This window comes from Marinomonas phaeophyticola, assembly GCF_026966905.1.
Classification (GTDB): Bacteria; Pseudomonadota; Gammaproteobacteria; order Pseudomonadales; family Marinomonadaceae; genus Marinomonas; species Marinomonas phaeophyticola.
In genome coordinates this window covers 150,921-166,499 of record NZ_JAPUBN010000017.1, presented here as the reverse complement: position 1 = coordinate 166,499, position 15,579 = coordinate 150,921, and the positions used below count along the sequence as shown (strand labels likewise).

Sequence of the window (15,579 nt, the reverse complement as noted above, 5' to 3'; positions counted from 1 at the left end):
GTTAATGAATATTCGATAGAGGAAGTTAAAACAAGTCCCTCATTCACTTAAACATTAAAAAGACGGTTATTTTTATAGTATAGCTTATTACGATTTTAAGGAGAAAGAACATGAAAAAAACAATTCTAATCACTGGAGCAACTGACGGTATTGGCTTAGAGACCGCGAAACTTTTAGCAGCCGAAGGGCATGATGTATTAATACATGGCCGTAGTATTGAAAAACTAACCTCTGTTAAAAACCTATTAGCTGCACTACCTAATTCAGGTCGTATCGAAGGCTACTTAGCGGATTTATCGATTTTTTCTGATGTGAAAAAACTGGTCGAGTGTATTAAGAGTGATAATAAAACGCTTGATATCCTCATCAATAACGCAGGCGTATTTAAGACAAGTAACTCAATCACATCTGAAGGGTTAGATGTACGCTTTGTCGTAAATACTATTTCGCCATATATATTGGCTCAAGCGTTTTTGCCTTTACTTGGTCATTCAGGGCGAATGATCAACCTTTCTTCAGCGGCTCAAGCGCCAGTTAATCTCCAAGCACTGCTGGGAAAAACACGATTGAATGACATGGACGCTTATGCTCAAAGTAAATTAGCCATTACTATGTGGAGCAAAGTGCTTGCCGACAAACTTGATGAAAAAGGGCCAACCATTATTGCCGTAAACCCTGGGTCTTTACTGGCTTCAAAAATGGTAAAAGAAGGGTTTGGTTTTGAAGGGCATGATTTAAGTATAGGCGCTAAAGTAATAGCACGCATGGCATTAGAAGAAGGTATTTCTGAATATTCAGGTCAGTACTTTGATAACGATATTGGGCAGTTTTCTCAGCCACATGTTGATGGGGTAAATCTAAAAAAATCTGCAGAGGTTGTAGAAGTGATAGAGTTTATTATAGATAAATATAGCGGTTAGTTTCTGGTCGTTAGCGGAGATGTTGCGCCCTCTCCTGATTAAGGGGAGGGCGAGAAGAGGTTAACATAGGTTATAGATGGCGAAAATTCTTTATAACCCAGAGGCATTGTTTCTTTCGGGATTAATGATTTTAACCTCACGTTGAGGGAAGGGTATTTCAATGCCATTTTCTTTCAGTGTTTCCAGAATAATAAGCATGAGATCTCCACCAACTCGGTTTTTTCCATCATCCACGCCTATCATCCAAAACTCGACAAACATATTGATACCTGAATCACCAAAGCTGTCTATTTCACAATCAGGTCTTTCTTCAAAAGGGACATCAGGGCCGCTGATAACTTGTTCATGTTCAGACACGGCGACTTTAATAAATTCCACCATACTGCGAACATCTGTTGAATATGGAACAGAGAAATCAACACGATAACGCTGCTTTGGGTCTTTATGGGTCCAGTTGATCATTAATGATGAGATGAACTTTTCATTCGGAACGAGAATGTCTTTGCCATCGTAGGTTTCTAATACCGCATAGCGCATCTTAAATTCTCGTACAAACCCCTTTTGGCCGTCATCAAGCTCAACAAAGTCACCAACGGTAAGGGATCGATCCAGTAAGATAATGATGCCAGAGATAAAGTTAGAAGCAATCGACTGTAGTCCTAAACCCAGCCCGACACCGAGTGCACCACCAAATACGGCTAAGGTAGTTAAGTTAATTCCCATCACATTTAATAATAATAAAACGATGATGCAGAATAAGCTTACTTCAAATAGCTTGCTGAACACTTCTTTCGTGGGAATATCTAAAGAGGTTTGTTTTCTGATAACGGCTTTACCAAAGTTGTTTGAAGTGCGACCTAGCCAAAATAAAAAACTTCCAAAGATAATGACTCTGGCGACGCCGTAGGCTGAAATACTGACATTTCCTACATCGAGCGAAATCTCTTCTAGTGCACCAATAACAGTCGGTAAAAAATTTAATAAGTGGAGCAATAAAATAGGTAAACCGATCCAGCGGAATAAAGAAGCGGCAAAAGCATGTTGCACAAAGGCTCGTATTAATGAGTTGAAGAATAATAAGACGGCAATGGCTAAGGCGGTTTCGATGAGCCAAGGGGTATATTCTAATGTCTCACCTGCTTTTTTTGAGACTTGCAATAGCAAGATAGCCAATAGAGGAAATAATATTCCGCCAATTCTAAAGACAAGTTTTCTTAATGGATGGGCACTGTCTAAAGGTTCATTATGAGTGAGATCAATGCTATGACGTATTTTATAAGAAACGGCAAAGGCAACTAGGTAGATAATGGCGATCGCTAAAAGTTGCAGGTAGGTACTAGGGTCGCTTAAAAGCGATTGAATTGGCGGTAAATAACCAGTTACAAAAGTGTCTGTTTGTTCTGTGTCCATAACGGCTCTCGTTCTTTTAAAATAACTATTAAATAAAAGGTGTATTTATGGGTGTGACGTTGTGGTGTTACTCGTCGCTTTGTTTTTTTTATATTGGGTAATAATAACTAAGAAAGGCGCTCTACTTAGGTTGTGTCGGCGTTGCTTTTCAATATTGTTACTTCTGTCCGATTAACTGCGTTCTATTATTAATGTCGTACTGAGAGTAGAGGTGGCGCTGCCTCGTAATCCACCAGAAACGGGCATGGTGTTTTCGGGAGTGGCACCGGAAGCAACCGAAAAGTGCGTATTTCCAGTCAAAATGCCATGGCTTGGATCAAAACCTAACCAGCCTATACCAGGTATAAAGACTTCAACCCATGCGTGTAATTCATAAATAGGCCTCTCTGTTTCAAAATAAAAATAGCCACTGACAAAGCGGCTTGCAATACCATAATGGCGAAGCATGCTAATTTGCATCCAAGATAAATCTCGGCAAGAGCCTTTCTTGATATCAAATGTTGCGTCCGGCGTCAGTGGTGGGCCATTTTCTCTGTATTCTACGATAAAGTCATTGTGTATCTGTGATGTTAAATGAGTCACAAATTCAATGGTATTGTAATGGACGTTATTTAGAATCTTTTCAGCATAATTTATTAGGTCTGGTGTAAGTGCTACTTTTTGTAAATAAGCATAGAGTATTTGATACTGGGAGTCAGAGTAGATAAAAGGAGTACGGCTGAAGGAGTCTGGGTAAATAATAAAATCAAAAGGGTTGTAGTCGCTTGTTTGTAAGTGACTTTCTACTGTTAGGGTAAGGTGAGAGGTTAATTTTTCAAACCAGCAGAAATCTACGATATTGTGTTCTTCATCTTCTATGACCTTATGACCAGCTGCTTCAGGGGTTAAATGAATAGAAAAATGGGTAAGGTTGATAAATGGTGTTTTCTTAGGACGAAACCTTAAATGATGCGGCTCTAGAAAGACTTTGTCACTGAACAAGTAGGTTGTCTCATGGACTATCTTGAAATTCATAGGGCTCTCATCATTAAAATACATGTCTGTTTCATTCATATGGCATGGTTGGCAGGGGCGAATATTGACATGATTATAGGATTGTTAGCCGCCCGCACCGTGAGTAATGCCTTAAGTCTAATGGTGATTTGCTAAAAAACAAATTAAATAAGAGTGGAATGTATGAATGTTATTGAAACAGTGGCGTGTTTAGATGTTTTGTTTTTAAGTATTGCAGTCGACACCCTAGATCATCAATATTTCTAATGATGTCGACCTTGTTTTATATTTTATCGAAGCGTCCAGTTAATCCCATTCAACATTAAAGGTCCTGACAATATTTTTTATTTGTGTTTCATCCAGCATTTTCGGATTCATGCCCCGTAACATCATAGCAAGCTTAGCGGTTTCTTCTAATTCTTCAATTGCATACACAGCGGCTTCTAGCTCTTTCGCGGCGACAACAGGGCCGTGATTCGCTAACATAATGGCACTTCGTTTTCCTGCAAGGCCTCGAATAGCGTCACCGGTGGCTGGGTCTCCTGGCTGAAAGTAAGGCAATAATTTTACTTTTCCAAGCTTCATTATTGAATACGGTGTCAGTGGTGGAAGCATGTTCTCAGGATCTACTTCGGGCAACATGGACATAGCAACAGAGCAGGTTCCATGTAGATGCACGACGGCACCGGCGGTAGAACGAGTTTCATAAAATGCTTGATGCAATGACATTTCTTTTGTTGGCTGGTGGCCGCTAATTAATAGGCCCTGTTTATCAAAGCGACTTAATGTGCCTGGATCGAGACGACCAAAGCAGCTCCCAGTAGGGGTCACTAGTAAGCCTCCGTCTTCAGTTCTTGCGGAAATATTGCCAGAAGAGCCACATGTTAGGCCTCGATCGAACATGGATTTGGCCATTAAACAGATTTGCTCTCTAAGTTGTATTTCTTCAGATGTCATGATTCTTTCCTGCATGGATACAATGGGTTTTAAGCGGGAGATGATTTTACTTTTAAATAGTAGTGTATTTTCTATGTATACGTAAATGAATAACTTATTTTTTTTGCCTATTAGGTCATTTTGTATATTAGTCTTGATGTGAATAGAAAAAAACAAGGGATATTGTTGGGTGAATTTCTTTTATTTGATTTTTTTGAAGACGCATGATTTAAAATAAACTCTTTATAATACAGTAATATAGATAGATTTTAGAAAAAATCTAATAAAATTATTGAACGTCCGAAACGTTTTGGGTAGTATTTATCCAAATCGTTTCGGATCAATTTAGAAACGTAAGAGGCCATGATGAATAAGAAGAAGAAAACAACGTTAAAATCCATTGCAGAGTATTTGAATATCTCAGTAACAACGGTATCTAGGGCCTTGTCTGGATACAACGACGTGAATGCTGAAACGCGTTTACAGATTCAAGAAGCGGCAAAAACATTGGGATACGTTCCAAATTTAGCGGCGCGTCGGTTAGTTACAGGAAAAAGTGATGCTATAGGGATTTTGTTACCTGTTCCATACGGTGATATGAGAGATCATTTTTTAAGTCATTTCTTACTGCATTTTGGTCGTTCTTTGCATGCGCATAACCCTAATTTAGATTTGATTGTTTCCTATGCGCCAGAGGGTGAAGAAGAGCTATCGACCTATCAGCGTTTTATTGATGGTCAGAGGGTAGATGCATTTGTTGTGATGAGAACAAGAAGAAATGATGTTCGTGTTGATCTTTTGCAAGAACAAAATATTCCTTTTGTCACTCATGGTCGTACCGAAACCTGCGAAAATCATAACTGGATAGATACGGATGCTGTCGCTGGTTTTGATTTGGCCACACAAAGCTTAATTGATAAAGGGCATAAGGACATTGTGTTATTAAATTTGCCTGAAAGAATGTACACCTCTCAAATGAGAACGGAAGGGTACAGTAATGCGATGGCGCGTTCCGGCTTAATTCCTGATATTCATACCACGGAAGTCATTGATGACATTCCATATAAAATTTCCTTAGATCTTTTACAGCAAAAAAATCCCCGACGGGCTTTATTTGTGCTTCTGATGTGATTGCGCACCAAGTCGTTAAAGCCGCAAAACACCTAGGAATTAATCCCTGTACAGACATTAATATTATTGGCTGTGATGACCTTCCTGTTTCCTATCTAGGTGATCCAACAATCTCTACTTTACGATCCTCATTTGAAGCCCATAGCCAGTCCATTATTAGCATTTTGCAATCTCAGTTAAATGGGCAAGTTTTTGTGCCTAGAAATAAGTTAATTGATTACGAACTCGTTGAAAGACAAACCAGTAACCAAGATTGTTTTATGCCATGAAAAAGTTTTAAAGCGCAAGCATCGCACTAATGCTTGTAATAACGAATCGTATCATTGCGATTTAAAAATAAGATAGTAGGACGTTAAACATGATAAAAAAAATAATATTGCCAATCTTATTAGGCTCTTCCATTGCTTCTGCAAGTGAAGTTGTTTTTTATTCGACTCAAGCAAACCCTCTGAAAGAAGCGGATGCGATGAGAAATGATGTGCTTATAAACTTTGACGGGGAAGTTAAATTTCTTCCTCAAGAAGCGGGCCCGTTTTTTTCTCGGATTGAGGCAGAATCAAGAGCGGGTTCGGTTACGCTCGGTGTATTAGGGGCATTGCATGGCCAATTTCCTCAAATACAAGATTCATTGGATTCCATCGATGATGTATTGGGCTCAGTGCCTGAAATTAAATCAAATAAGACCATGAGTGAATTGGGTAAGTTGGGGTCTCAAAATCAAAAGTACATTCCTTGGATGCAGGCAACTTATATCATGGCGGCAAATAAAAAAGCCTTACCATATTTGCCAGCAGGGGCCGATGTTAATGCTCTGACTTATGATGAATTAGCCGTTTGGGCCGCCAATCTTAAGGAAGCCACAGGAGATGCTAAATTGGGTTTCCCCGCAGGTGAAAAAGGCTTAATGCATCGATTCTTACAAGGATATTTATATCCCTCTTTCACTCATTCCGTGGTAACCGATTTTCGTGGCGATGATGCAAAAGCCATGTGGGCGTGGTTTCGAGATCTTTGGCAAGATGTTAACCCAAGATCGACCGCTTATAGCCTGATGCAAGAACCTCTTTTAACAGAAGAAGTATGGGTGGCATTTGATCATACAGCTCGTCTTAAAGATGCATTTGATCAAAGGCCTGATGACTTTATTGCCTTTCCAGCACCATCAGCGAAAGCCGGTCGTGGTTTTATGCCCGTTATTGCGGGGCTAGCGATTCCTGCAGGAACACCAGATAGGGCAGCGTCTGTTGAGTTGATTAAATACCTTTCTCAGCCAGAGGTGCAAGTGAAAACATTAAAAGCAACAGGCTTCTATCCTATTGCCAATGTTGAATTGCCTGCCGACCTACCAGCCAATGTGCGTATCGCAGGGAAGGCGATTTCCATGCAAGCGAATGCGGCTGATGCATTGCCATCTATGCTGCCTGTTGGTTTGGGTGATATGAGTGGGCAATTTAGCAAGGCATATAAAGATACCTTCCAACAAATTGTGTTACGCAATGCTGATATCGATCAAATTTTAGATCGACAAGCAATGGTGCTGAAAACTATTATGGTCAGTGCGAACGCGCCTTGTTGGGCTCCTGACAAGCCAAGTGATGGTGTTTGTCCAGTAAACTGATATTCGATAATGGCCTGTAACAGAGTTGCAGGCCATACGTATAATTTTTTCAGCAGTTTCAGGACGCTATATGAATATTAAATCTTACCCATATATCTTGATCGCTCCCAGTATTTTATTCCTGTTAGCGTTTTTTGTTTACCCTTTTATCGAGGTTTTCTCTCAGGCTTTCACCACTTCTAATGGTGAAATCACGTTGAAAAATTTCGATACCATTTTTAATGATTTTAATTTTTTACCTTCTTTGAAGAATACCTTGCTGCTTGCTTTGGTTGTTGTGCCTGTGCAGTTGTGCATGGCTATTGGCATGTCATTGATGATTTCCAAAATGAAGAAAGGTCGTGACACCGTTCTCTATATTTGGACTATTCCTCTTGGTATTTCAGATCTCGCGGCTGGTATTATTTGGTTAGCCTTGCTTGATCAGAATGGATTTTTAAACAGTTTTTTATTTTCGGTGGGCATTATTGATGGACCGGAGAGTTGGTTAAATTACAATAATCCCGTCGCTATTTTTGCGGCTATTGTATTTGCTGAGATTTGGCGTGCTACGGCTATTTTGTTGGTTATTTTGGTTTCTGGTATTGGCTTGATTCCCAAAGAATATTATGAAGCCGCTGAAATTTTTGGAGCCAACGCTTGGGTTCGCCTTTGGAAAGTAACACTACCCTTATTACGTCCTAGTCTGCAAACCGCCCTTATTTTACGAACCTTGTTAGCATTTGAAGTGTTCGCTGTAGTGATGATTTTAGGTGGCACCAATATGCCGGTATTAATGGGCGAAGCGTTTAACTGGGCTTTCTCCTATCGAGATGCGGGTGCTGCAGCCGCTTATGCTGTGGTTATTTTAGGCCTGTCTGTTGCTTTCACTTTATTTTATCTCAAAGTATTGCACGTACCTAAAGAGGCACAAATATGAGTAATTTAAATCAAGATGTTTCTTTAGAACAAGAAATTCAAGCGGCGGACAATAAAAACAAAGTCTGGAAATGGCTATTCATAAGCAGTGCTGCGTTCATGATTTCATGGATTCTATTTCCCATTTATTTATTGATTGTGAGCGCATTGAGCTCTGCAGAAGTGGTGAACGGTTGGCCAAAAGCATTTGTTCCTGAATTTGATATGGAAACACTGCAGTTCTTTATGAATTATTACGGTGTATTGGGGGCGTTAAAAAACTCCTTGATCGCCGCTGTCTTTACTATGGTAATTTCGATTGGCCTTGGAACGCCAGCTGGCTATGCTTTGGCTCGTTTTGAGTTTCGCGGTAAGGAAACCTTCAGAATGATGATCCTGCTGACTCGAGCCTTTCCAATGCCTTTATTGGCGCTGCCACTGGCGGTGATATTTATTAATGTTGGGTTAGACGATACTTTATTTGGCCTGTCTCTTGTGCATGCGGCTCTGGCGCTTCCTTTTGCGGTTTTAATCACTTCTAGTCTGTTTCTTGGTATCCCTGTGGAGCTGGAAGAAGCGGCTTGGGTGCTTGGCTGTAATCGTTGGCAAGCATTTATGAAAGTGGTTATGCCTTTGGCTTTACCTGGTTTAACCGCATCTGCCGTATTCGCTTTTGTTATTTCATGGAATGAAGTATTTGCCGCTGCGGTGTTGACCATCAATAACCAAACATTAACCGCTTTCTTAGTGCAGAGTCTTTCATCTTCGCCTGCAGAAGTGAAATTTGCTGGCGGTTTGATCTTAATTATGCCTGCGATTTTGTTCTTGTTTGTGGTGAGAAAATATCTATTCAGTATGTGGGGGATTGCAAACCGTTAATTTGGAAAAGTGTAAACCTACATTGATATTTATTTTTAGGAATTATTTATGACAACTATTTCAATTGAAAATGTTAAAAAATCTTTCGGTGATGCCCACATACTAAAATCGGTTTCTTTAGACATTAAACATCAAGAATTTACCGTACTTTTAGGCCCATCTGGTTGCGGTAAATCGACTCTGTTAAGAATTATTGCTGGTTTAGAAACTCAAGATACGGGAGTGATTAAAATAGGTGATAGGACAGTGTCTCACTTGCCGCCAAAAGAACGCAATGTGGCAATGGTGTTTCAAAACTATGCGGTGTTCCCTCATATGACCGTATTTGAAAACATTGCTTTTGGCTTACGAATGAAAAAAGCGCCAGAGCAAAAAATAAAAGAAAATGTTGAGCGTACAGCGACCTTGATGCATATAGATCATTTGTTACATCGTTATTCAGGGCAACTGTCCGGCGGTCAAAGACAGCGTGTAGCGGTGGCTCGTGCTTTAGCGGTAGAACCAGATGTATTGTTAATGGATGAACCCTTGTCTAATTTGGATGCGCTCTTACGTTTGCAGATGAGGGCTGAGCTGAAAGCGGTCCTGGAAGCCTCGAAAACAACCACTGTGTATGTGACCCATGATCAAGTTGAGGCGATGAGTTTAGCTGACCGAATAGCTGTGATGAATGCAGGTCGAATTGATCAATACGATTTACCGGATGAAATTTACAATAATCCTGCTACTGAGTATGTGGGCAGTTTTATTGGAAACCCTCCAATGAACTTTATTTCTCCTACCTTTCAGAGAGGCGATATTCCTGAAGGAGCCACTCAGTTAGGGATTCGCCCAGAAGACTTCGATGTGTCTACTGAGGCTAGAGAGGATTACTGGCCAATTACTATATTGACCAGAGAAAGGTTGGGTTCTCATCAACAGCTTTCTGCTGAATTAAATGGTCAATTATTTCGTGTAAACATAGCAAACGAAATTGATGTAAGCAGCGGTAATACCCTTTATTTAAAACCTAAAGACGATAAAAAGCGTTGGTATAGTGAAAGTGGGAAAATTATTTTATGAGTCAGTCTGAGCGTTTAATTACAGAAGCTAAAAAAGTTCTGCGGGACAATGATCTAGGAGGATATACGGTACCAACAAAAGGTTTATACCCTTTTCAATGGAATTGGGATGCCGGCATTACGGCACTGGGGTGGTTGTATATAGATGAATTGAGGGCTTGGACTGAGTTTGACACCTTATTTAAAGGGCAGTGGGAAAATGGCATGGTACCTCATGTGGTTTTTCATCAGAATTCAGATGATTATTTTCCTGGTCCGGATCAATGGGGGGTTACAGGCACACCGCCGACGACCTCTATATCTCAGCCGCCCTTATTGGCAACCATGATTAGAATTATTTATGAGCAATGTCAAAACAAAGCATTGGCTCAAGATAAATTGGATGAGTTGTTTCCAAAGTTGGTAGCCTACCATGAATGGTGGTATCGAGAGCGAGATCCAGAAGCAACTGGTTTGGTATCAAGTTACCACCCTTGGGAGTCTGGCATGGATAATAGTCCAGCTTGGGATGACATTTTAGCTAGAGTTCCTCAAGTTACGAGAGCCTATCAGAGACGTGACTTGAATCATGTGGATAGTGATCAACGCCCTTTAAAAGAGCAATATGATCGTTATATCTATTTGGTGGACTTTTTCGTAGTAACGAATTTGATTATCAAAAAATTTATGAAAATTGTCCTTTCCATACGCAGGACATTAGTTTAAATGCCGTCTTGCAACGAGCCACTAAAGATTTGATTTATCTGAATACCTTAGTGTCGCAGCCAATGGATCTAGGGTCATTAGACGCATCTGTAATTAACGCCGAGTCCGCCTTTACAGGGCAGTGGGATCAGAATTTAAAGGTGTTCTTGAATCGAGATCATGCTCTGGCAAAAAATATTCCTGTAAAAATTTCAGGTGGACTGATGCCTCTGTATAGCCATTCAGCGACTGTTGAGCAGGCCAAAATCATGGCTGATGAAATTGTGGAGTGGATAAGGTTGGGGCCAAAAGGTTTAGCATCAACACATCCATTAGAAGATCGTTTTGATGCAAAACGTTATTGGAGAGGACCTTCCTGGCTGCATATTAACTGGATGATAGCCGATGGGTTAAGTCACTATGGTCATGACGATGTAGCAGAACTATTAAGGCAGACATCTCGTTCAATTGTTGATCAATCGGGTTATTGGGAGTATTTTGATCCCATAACGGGTGAAGGTTGTGGTGGCCCACATTTCTCTTGGACGGCGGCGATTGCATTGCATTGGTTGCTTTAAACGTAAAAAAAACGCCATTTAAAAGACCAAATGGCGTTTTTCTTTTAATACAAACTTGAAGGTAGAACGTGTTGAACCCAGAAAATTTTTTAAAAGAATTATTTAATGTGGCCGTGCAGAAGGCGCATCCAGATGATGGGTTACTGACGGCTCTATCAGTTGTGGCTAAGAAAATTAATGGGCGGACCATTATTCTTGGCGCGGGTAAAGGGGCGGCGGCAATGGCAGCCGTGGCTGAAAGCTATTTTGAAGGGGACATTGAAGGAGTTGTGGTGACGCCTTATAAACATGGGTGTCCCACAAAAACGATTGAGGTCATCGAAGCCGCTCATCCGGTTCCTGATCATGCTGGGCAAGTTGTGGCCAGAAAAATGCTTGCTATGGTAGAAGATTTAACGGCGAATGATAGGGTGATTTTCTTAGTGTCAGGAGGCGGCTCTTCATTATTGGTGCTACCTCCAGAGGTGATCGAATTGTCTGAAAAGCAATTCATTAATAAGCAACTGCTGCGATCTGGCGCTAGCATAGATGAAATTAACTGTGTTCGTAAAAAACTCTCTCAAATTAAAGGTGGGCGTTTGGCTTTACGTTGCGCTCCTGCAACAGTTCATACCTTTGCGATTTCTGATGTGCCAGGAGATTCTCCGAGTGTTATTGCGTCGGGCCCAACGGTTCCTGATGATACCCGCATTGATGATGCCCGCGAAATTTTAGCCCGTTACAATATTCAAGTGTCTGATTCGGTAGATTTGTATTTGGACGAACAAAGCTGCCGTCAACCGGATTGGGCGACGCTACCTGAAACAAATACATTCACCACGATTAGAACACCACAGATGTCATTGGATGCGGCGGCGGAGTATGCACTATCAAAAGGCATTAGGCCGATTATTTTGGGTGACCTTGAGGGAGAGTCTCGGGAAGTGGCAAAAGTACATGCCGGTATTACTCGACAAATAATCAAATATGATCAACCCTGCAAAGCGCCTTGTGTGATTCTATCAGGAGGGGAAACGACCGTGACAGTCAAAGGGAATGGTCGAGGTGGTAGGAATGTAGAGTTCTTACTTAGTCTGACCTTAGAACTTAAAGGGTTGAAGGGCGTTTCCGCCATAGCTTGTGATACAGATGGCATTGATGGAACCGAAGATAATGCTGGGGCCATTATGCTGGAAAATACCTATCAAAGAGCATTGCTGAAACAGATGAATCCAAGAGACTACCTAGAGAATAATGATGGATACTGTTTTTTTAATGGATTAGACGCTTTGATTTTTACCGGCCCAACACGAACTAATGTGAACGATTTTAGAGCGATTTTCATTCAGGTATGAATTTGCTTAGTTGAAAAAAGCGAATCTGATAAATATTAGATTAGAGATGAATATAGAAAAGAATCGAATAAATGCTGTTTAATTTTGTAAAAAGGTTGCGTCGATGAAAGGGATTCTATAGAATGCCTTTCATCGAGTGAGGGCGGTCGTTTGTTAACGCAAGTGATTGATCTTGTTGATAAATGGAGCGGTAGTTCAGTTGGTTAGAATACCTGCCTGTCACGCAGGGGGTCGCGGGTTCGAGTCCCGTCCGTTCCGCCATTTTTCACTTTGAAGTATTCTCTTCTAGTTCAAATATATGATTTATATATCATCATGTGATGAATGTTATTCATCGTATTCTCTAATACTTTTTCAGCATTTCAGCATTTCAGCATTTCAGCATTTCAGCATTTCAGCATTTCAGCATTTCAGCATTTCAGCATTTCAGCATTTCAGCATTTCATTGCTCAAGTTACAACAAATGACATGAATGCTACACTCATTGCAGCCTGATTTAAATTAATGCGTATTTAGGGATAGAGATGAGTGTAAGATGATGAAAGACAAGATGGCATCGGTTCTGAAAGTATTAAATTATACTAAGGCGGATGAAGTGGGGGTTGATGAAGCAAGCTTTGTTGCAGATTATAATGCCGCTTGTATTCAAGACGAGACCTTTTTATGGCATCGAAGCCCACAAGTAGACTTGCTGCCGATACGCTATGACTTTTCAGGTAAGAGGGCTTTAGATCTCGGCTGCTTAAATGGAGACTTGTTGCATAGGTTAACCCATACATTATCGTTCGGTGTTGGCGTTGATGCTAATTCACGTCGTATAAATGCCGCGAATGCATTGAAAGCGGTTAGTCAAGCTGAAAATATTCATTTTTATACTTTTGATCTAAATACCGAAGACTTATCAATGTTAACTTCCTTTGCATTAGGTGAGTCGTTTGATATTTGTCTTTGTGCCAATGTGCTGCTAGATGTAAATCGTTGGAAGGAATTGTTGCTGTTTTGTTCTACTAATTCGGCGGCATTGTTTGTTGAAACGTATGGAAACGCAGATGAACAAGAAAAACAATTTAATTTTATTGAATCTCTTTACCAAAATATTAAATTGATTGCTTATTTCCAGAATAGTGAGTCAATGGATCTGGATCGCAAAATGTACTTTTGTGAGGATCCTGTTGAAAGTCATCTCATTCCTATAAAGTTTGATTGTGAAAAGTTCTTTGATGCACAGGATGAACTGTCTATCAAAAATGTATATGAAAATACTTTTCTTGATTTAATCGTTAGTCCCATTCTTTTTTTATCTCATAATAAAGATCATATTGTTGTAGAGATTAATAATAAATACATCCTCAAAATGCCTAGATCAAGTAAAGGGTCTAAAGCTTTAGCATCAGAGCGGGCTATTACTGATCTTATGCGTGATCAGGTGGCGCTAACTTTGCCAAAATTCGATATTAAAACGCATCCAGCGTTAATTGGACGTTATCAAAAAATATCAGGTGGTGGCTTTAATTTAGAGCGTTTTGAGGCGCTTTCGACTCAGGATAGAGTGTCTTTTGTTACCCAGATAGTCGATTTTTATTTTGCATTTCATTCTATCAATCTTAATGAGCTGGCAATAAAAACAATACCCCTCGTTTCTACATCTTCTATTGCAGTGGACTTAATTAAAGAACGGCTTTCACATGAGCGTAGCACCAGTGTTGTCTCTTTATTAAATGAACTGTCTTCTATTTCTTTTGCTCTATCGGTTCCAGAAAAAAATAAGGTCTTTGGGCATTTTGATCTTCAGGGTGATAACTTTATCCTCAGTTCCGATCATAAAAATATTATCTCAGTCATCAGTTTTGGCAAATGTAAGCTGGGTGATATTCATCAAGACTTTTCAGTGCTGAATTTGAGCTCTACAGATCTCGCTGAGGAAGTGTTTTTAAAGTATGAAGTTAAGACAGGTCGACCTTTAAACCGTCACTTGATTCGACAATATACTACATTGCATTATCTGAATTTATTGGTAGAGCTAAAGCAGAGTAATTCGAATCATTACGACGATGTGCTAACGAGAATTGAGAGTTGGTATTATTATGCTTTACGTGAGGATGCAAGAGAGGATTTATTGTCAAGCAAGGGTGAGTCTTTGCTTCCTGATGTTTGGAGGCGTTGGTTGGCGTCGAACCTTATCAAGGGCGTTAAGGCGGGTGATTTACAACGAATACTCATTGAGCAGGGTTTTCCACCAAAAGAAAGTGCAATGGATGTATTGGTTGCAGAGAATCATCCTTATATTCTTGCTGGAAAAGATATTTTTCATTCTCTAAATAAGAGGAATTGGTTGTTACAGGTATGTGATGAACTCGCTTCATTGGATCATCGTTATAATGCTTTGATAGAAAGGCGTCATGTCCCTGAGTTTAGTGTGTTTATAAGAGAATATTATAGTAAACATTTACCTGTAATATTAACTGGGGGAATAGATCATTGGCCTGCTTTAGGTAAATGGTCGCCAGAGTTTTTCCTAGAGAGCCTTGGTGATGAGGCAATTGAAATACAGCAAAATCGTGAGCAGGACCCTTTATTTGAAAGAAACTCTGTGAGGCACAAGAAAAAAATTCTCATGAGAGAGTTTATTCAACTTATTAATAAAGGGGAAAGTAATGATCATTATATGACAGCAAATAATATGAAAAGCAGTTTTTCTAGTCTTGCTCCCTTATTTAAAGATATCGCTGATTTTGGTAAGGGTTATCGTCAAACACATTCAATTGAGTCAGGAAATTTACTTTGGTTTGGGCCAAAAGGCACTTTTACACCTCTGCATCATGACTTAACAAATAATATGTTGGTGCAGATATATGGGAGAAAAAAGGTGACTCTTATTCCCGCAATGCAAGTCCCTAATTTATATAACGATAGAGGTGTATATAGCAAAGCAGATTATCCTCATTTTGACCCTTTGCGCTATCCTGAAATGAAGAAAATCACACCAGTTGATCTTATTTTAAATCCAGGGGACGCTCTTTTTATCCCATTAGGTTGGTGGCATTGTGTGGAAAGTTTGGATGTCTCTATTAGTGTCAGTTTTACTAATTTCAATGCACCTAATATGTTCTTTAAACGATTCCCACGAAACTAAATATA

The 15,579-nt window shown here is 39.9% G+C and carries 14 protein-coding genes and 1 tRNA gene; 12 read left to right on the top strand and 3 right to left on the bottom strand.

What is annotated here, in order from left to right:
• Nucleotides 1-110 precede the first annotated feature (110 nt).
• Complete coding sequence (locus O1D97_RS12065) at nucleotides 111-920, top strand: SDR family NAD(P)-dependent oxidoreductase (RefSeq protein ID WP_269125911.1); 810 nt, start codon at nucleotides 111-113, stop codon at nucleotides 918-920.
• 90 nt (nucleotides 921-1,010) lie between these two features.
• Here the strand turns inward: O1D97_RS12065 and O1D97_RS12060 are convergent, their stop codons facing one another.
• The 3 genes from O1D97_RS12060 to otnC form a co-directional block, all read right to left on the bottom strand.
• Nucleotides 1,011-2,330, bottom strand: a complete 1,320-nt coding sequence (locus O1D97_RS12060) for a mechanosensitive ion channel family protein (protein ID WP_269125909.1) — start codon at nucleotides 2,328-2,330, stop codon at nucleotides 1,011-1,013.
• Nucleotides 2,331-2,501: 171 nt separating this feature from the next.
• On the bottom strand, nucleotides 2,502-3,344 hold the full coding sequence (locus tag O1D97_RS12055) for a transglutaminase family protein (RefSeq protein WP_269125907.1): 843 nt from the start codon (nucleotides 3,342-3,344) through the stop codon (nucleotides 2,502-2,504).
• A 285-nt stretch (nucleotides 3,345-3,629) separates the two neighbouring features.
• Nucleotides 3,630-4,280 (bottom strand): 3-oxo-tetronate 4-phosphate decarboxylase, encoded by a 651-nt coding sequence (gene otnC, locus O1D97_RS12050; protein WP_269125905.1) that lies wholly within the window; start codon nucleotides 4,278-4,280, stop codon nucleotides 3,630-3,632.
• 345 nt (nucleotides 4,281-4,625) lie between these two features.
• On the opposite strand from otnC, the gene O1D97_RS12045 reads away from it, so the two are divergent.
• From O1D97_RS12045 to O1D97_RS11995, 11 genes are all read left to right on the top strand, one after another.
• Nucleotides 4,626-5,390, top strand: coding sequence for a LacI family DNA-binding transcriptional regulator (locus O1D97_RS12045; RefSeq protein ID WP_269125903.1), 765 nt, complete (start codon nucleotides 4,626-4,628; stop codon nucleotides 5,388-5,390).
• A complete protein-coding gene (locus tag O1D97_RS12040) occupies nucleotides 5,387-5,659 on the top strand; it encodes a substrate-binding domain-containing protein (protein ID WP_269125901.1) in 273 nt (90 codons plus the stop codon). Before O1D97_RS12045 ends, O1D97_RS12040 begins: the two co-directional genes overlap by 4 nt.
• Nucleotides 5,660-5,748: 89 nt before the next feature.
• Complete coding sequence (locus O1D97_RS12035; protein WP_269125899.1) at nucleotides 5,749-7,008, top strand: ABC transporter substrate-binding protein; 1,260 nt, start codon at nucleotides 5,749-5,751, stop codon at nucleotides 7,006-7,008.
• A 70-nt stretch (nucleotides 7,009-7,078) separates the two neighbouring features.
• On the top strand, nucleotides 7,079-7,927 hold the full coding sequence (locus O1D97_RS12030; protein ID WP_269125897.1) for a carbohydrate ABC transporter permease: 849 nt from the start codon (nucleotides 7,079-7,081) through the stop codon (nucleotides 7,925-7,927).
• Entirely contained in the window at nucleotides 7,924-8,784 is an 861-nt protein-coding gene (locus O1D97_RS12025) for a carbohydrate ABC transporter permease (RefSeq protein WP_269125895.1), read from the top strand. Before O1D97_RS12030 ends, O1D97_RS12025 begins: the two co-directional genes overlap by 4 nt.
• A gap of 48 nt (nucleotides 8,785-8,832) precedes the next feature.
• On the top strand, nucleotides 8,833-9,846 hold the full coding sequence (locus O1D97_RS12020; protein ID WP_269125893.1) for an ABC transporter ATP-binding protein: 1,014 nt from the start codon (nucleotides 8,833-8,835) through the stop codon (nucleotides 9,844-9,846).
• Nucleotides 9,843-10,550 carry an MGH1-like glycoside hydrolase domain-containing protein gene (locus O1D97_RS12015; protein ID WP_269125891.1) on the top strand — a complete coding sequence of 236 codons (708 nt, stop codon included), beginning with the start codon at nucleotides 9,843-9,845 and terminating at the stop codon, nucleotides 10,548-10,550. Before O1D97_RS12020 ends, O1D97_RS12015 begins: the two co-directional genes overlap by 4 nt.
• Nucleotides 10,508-11,107, top strand: a complete 600-nt coding sequence (locus O1D97_RS12010; protein ID WP_428981124.1) for an MGH1-like glycoside hydrolase domain-containing protein — start codon at nucleotides 10,508-10,510, stop codon at nucleotides 11,105-11,107. The genes O1D97_RS12015 and O1D97_RS12010 overlap by 43 nt, the downstream gene beginning before the upstream one ends.
• A gap of 71 nt (nucleotides 11,108-11,178) precedes the next feature.
• Nucleotides 11,179-12,441 (top strand): glycerate kinase type-2 family protein, encoded by a 1,263-nt coding sequence (locus O1D97_RS12005; RefSeq protein WP_428981119.1) that lies wholly within the window; start codon nucleotides 11,179-11,181, stop codon nucleotides 12,439-12,441.
• Between the two features lie 184 nt (nucleotides 12,442-12,625).
• Nucleotides 12,626-12,702: transfer RNA gene (locus tag O1D97_RS12000), tRNA-Asp, on the top strand.
• 274 nt (nucleotides 12,703-12,976) lie between these two features.
• A complete protein-coding gene (locus O1D97_RS11995; protein WP_269125887.1) occupies nucleotides 12,977-15,574 on the top strand; it encodes a cupin-like domain-containing protein in 2,598 nt (865 codons plus the stop codon).
• Nucleotides 15,575-15,579: the final 5 nt, after the last annotated feature.

Coding starts and splice junctions, on each gene's coding strand:
- O1D97_RS12060 (WP_269125909.1), bottom strand. CDS start 2,330: ATGGACACAGAACAAACAGACACTTTTGTAACTGGTTATTTACCGCCA.
- O1D97_RS12025 (WP_269125895.1), top strand. CDS start 7,924: ATGAGTAATTTAAATCAAGATGTTTCTTTAGAACAAGAAATTCAAGCG.
- O1D97_RS12065 (WP_269125911.1), top strand. CDS start 111: ATGAAAAAAACAATTCTAATCACTGGAGCAACTGACGGTATTGGCTTA.
- O1D97_RS11995 (WP_269125887.1), top strand. CDS start 12,977: ATGATGAAAGACAAGATGGCATCGGTTCTGAAAGTATTAAATTATACT.
- O1D97_RS12035 (WP_269125899.1), top strand. CDS start 5,749: ATGATAAAAAAAATAATATTGCCAATCTTATTAGGCTCTTCCATTGCT.
- O1D97_RS12045 (WP_269125903.1), top strand. CDS start 4,626: ATGAATAAGAAGAAGAAAACAACGTTAAAATCCATTGCAGAGTATTTG.
- O1D97_RS12030 (WP_269125897.1), top strand. CDS start 7,079: ATGAATATTAAATCTTACCCATATATCTTGATCGCTCCCAGTATTTTA.
- O1D97_RS12015 (WP_269125891.1), top strand. CDS start 9,843: ATGAGTCAGTCTGAGCGTTTAATTACAGAAGCTAAAAAAGTTCTGCGG.
- O1D97_RS12055 (WP_269125907.1), bottom strand. CDS start 3,344: ATGAATTTCAAGATAGTCCATGAGACAACCTACTTGTTCAGTGACAAA.
- otnC (WP_269125905.1), bottom strand. CDS start 4,280: ATGACATCTGAAGAAATACAACTTAGAGAGCAAATCTGTTTAATGGCC.
- O1D97_RS12020 (WP_269125893.1), top strand. CDS start 8,833: ATGACAACTATTTCAATTGAAAATGTTAAAAAATCTTTCGGTGATGCC.